The sequence below is a fragment of the Vibrio sp. V43_P6S15P86 genome, assembly GCF_009904725.1.
GTDB classification, from domain to species: domain Bacteria; phylum Pseudomonadota; class Gammaproteobacteria; order Enterobacterales; family Vibrionaceae; genus Vibrio; species Vibrio diabolicus.
On the sequence record NZ_WXWT01000095.1, the window covers coordinates 1 to 2,871 of the forward strand.

Here is a 2,871-nt window from a genome sequence, read left to right on the forward strand (position 1 = left end):
TAATTAAACTCTCATCTAAGCCTAGCTCAACCATGTACGTTTTGACAGCCAGAGCGCGTCGCTCAGACAGTGTTTGGTTGTACTCTTCACTGCCAGAATTATCAGTGTGTCCAATAACACTGATTACCATACCCTGTTTTTTCGGCATTCTGCTAACAAAATCGCGAATGGTCTCTTTGCCCTGATCTGTCAGTTGCGCGCTGTCCAAATCGAAAACGGTATCTTCATGCAGTTCAACGAAGACATAACTATGAGGCAACACTTGTTCTTCGTGTTGCGCCAATGCATATGACGCCACTTTCTTGTTGTTATCAAACCCATAAGTTAATGACAAATTGATGCTGTGTGCGTCGATATCTAAGCTAGGAGCCGCTTCAACTCCTCTGGTGTATTGGTAGCTGACACCTGTTGACCAATTTTTGGACAGCCAGTAATGTCCACCGACTTCAATTAAAGGCACGATATTTGATGAGCGACTTGAACCTGAGATGGCACCACTTGTTTCTGTCCACGCATACCCTAAGCCAGCACGTGCAAACAAGCTGGTGTTTTGAGTAATGTAGTGATCATAACGAAGGCCGGTTTCGAGAATATCAACAGAATACTCTCTCTCATCCAATTGCGCATCGCCCCAATAATGATAACCGATATCCCAACTTACATTGTCGGTAAGCTGAAAGCCCGTAAAGACGCCTAGGTTGTAGGCATTAGGGCGAATTTGATGCGACTGGTCATCATCCAAAATCTGATAACCACTTTTTACGCCCACAAATAGATCATCAAAAAGAGAAGCGGTGTCATCTTTTGCCATCACATTGTTTGCCATCAGAGCAACAAGCAACGCCATGCTGTGTTTTGTCATACTTTATACCTGTTAGAAAAATAGACACCTCCCTCAGGAGGTGTCGTCGTGATTATGGATAGATAAGTTCGACTGTCATCTGTGCATCAAACTTGCCGGGCTTAATTGCGCCGCCCGGGTAAGCAGGTTTGAAAAAGGACGCCCAAAACTGCATTTTAGGTTTGGCATCCGCCGACAAATCAAAACTAAACAGCCCTGAAATTGGCGAGTTAAAAGTCGGTACAGGAGTCACCCCGTCTTTCCCATCAATAACAACAGAAACCGCAACATTGTCAGCGGCATTTGCGCCGTCGTTTTGATTCAGCAATAAGCCATGAGGTTTGCCGTCATACATATCGAAAGCAGTTGCTCCTGACGTGGAGAACTTCACCGTCGGTTTGTATGTCCCACTGACTCCGGTGCAATCCATACCGATTTCAAATGGTTTGGTGGTTGAAGGCAAAGGGCCTGTTGTTGAAAACTCTTTGGTGTGCACAGTACCAAGATCGACGGTTTGTGTCGGTTGGGTAATTTCACAAGATGCGGTCCAGCCCCCAAAGTTAGTGACAATGTAGTTTCTCGCCGCAGGTGAGCTCAGCATATGCACCAAATGCGTGCCACCGTCACCGCTGCCAACCGTTTTCCCGTTGTCGTGATACACAAACTTAAACGGGTACAAGTTATTACGAATGCTGTCTATTACATTGCGCGGAGCTGACGCTTTTGCTCCAGGCACTTTCTTCCAGGTGATATTGACATCTACGGGTAACGTCCCTTTATATAGCCCCGTACCTTTTGGCTTTTTACGTGTATTTTCATCTTTACACGTTCGGCTGCCGTCAGTAACCAGCGGGCCATCACCAACTTGATGCGCAACAGTTAAAAGCCCTCCGTCTGCACAAACACTCAAGAACTCACCAAAGTTAATGTTGTCCACTTTTCCTTGTTCAGGACTGAACACATGGCCTCGGAACGTGACTTCTGCTCGTACCGCCGCCTCTGGCACCAGCAGTTTGTTGTAACAATATTGCGTGCCATCAATCGCAAGCGGCTTCCATCCCATATCTTCTGAGCATTGCATTTCTATCCCCACACCTTGGGACTTAATCATGTACTCAGCCCATTCTGGTTTTGGTGTGTAAAACGCCGTTTGTGTACTTTGAGTTGTGCAGGCCTGAGTCACACCGGATGTCCAGCCCACTCTACTGCCAGATGTATTGTGGTTGCGACAATCCGCACCATCGGGACTGGTCAGCAGTAGCGGCATATAGAGCTTATTCCCACCAAAGAGGATCTCGTTAATGCCGTTGACCAAGCTGCCTAATCCTCCGACCAAGCCACCGACAACATTATCGCCTAATGCATCACCCAAGTAGCCTAAACCATCTCCGATACCATTTAACAAATCTGTAACGGTCACGCCTAATGCTTGGGCAATTTCACCCAGAATGTTACCTAACCCACCCAAAACGCCACCTAGAATCCCACCGACTAAGTCACCTAAGTCCCCTAAAATGCCACGTGGGCCACCTAGCAAATCGCCTAGAATACGAAACTGCGCTTCCTCATTGGGCGCATTTTTTAGTTGCGTATACAGCTTTTGACGCTCCTGAGGGCTAAGAGAACGAATTTTATTTTGAACCATATCGATCAAGCGTTGCCGGAACTCGATCTTTTGTTCCACCGTTAAGCTTGCTGCCCATTCACGCAGTGCCTGACGTTTATCGCTGATGCTTTGACCAAGTGCTTTTTTAAGGCGAGCTTTATCTTCTTCAGGCAGTGTACGTAACTCCTCTACCACTTTGTGACGCAGCTTTTTCTTTTGCTCTGGCGTCAGGGATTCCAGCCTTTTCTTTAATTGCTGTTTGTCGTCTTTACTTAACGTTTGATATCGTTTCTGAAGTTGTTCCAGCTTAGATTGATTATTTTCCAACGCGAACGTGGTTTGAGATTGAAATATTAGCGTCATTGCGATTAGCAACGATGCCTTATAACGATTATTAATTTTCATAGACATTCTCAAAAAGTAT

Annotated in this window: 2 protein-coding genes; both read right to left on the bottom strand. The window is 46.0% G+C overall.

Features of this window, described 5'->3' with window-relative positions; genetic code table 11:
• Nucleotides 1-862: OmpA family protein (locus tag CAG69_RS04095; protein ID WP_161442844.1), on the bottom strand; the 862-nt coding region annotated here is incomplete at its 3' end.
• A gap of 52 nt (nucleotides 863-914) precedes the next feature.
• On the bottom strand, nucleotides 915-2,871 hold a 1,957-nt coding region (locus tag CAG69_RS04100), incomplete at its 5' end, for a fimbrial protein (protein ID WP_237668032.1).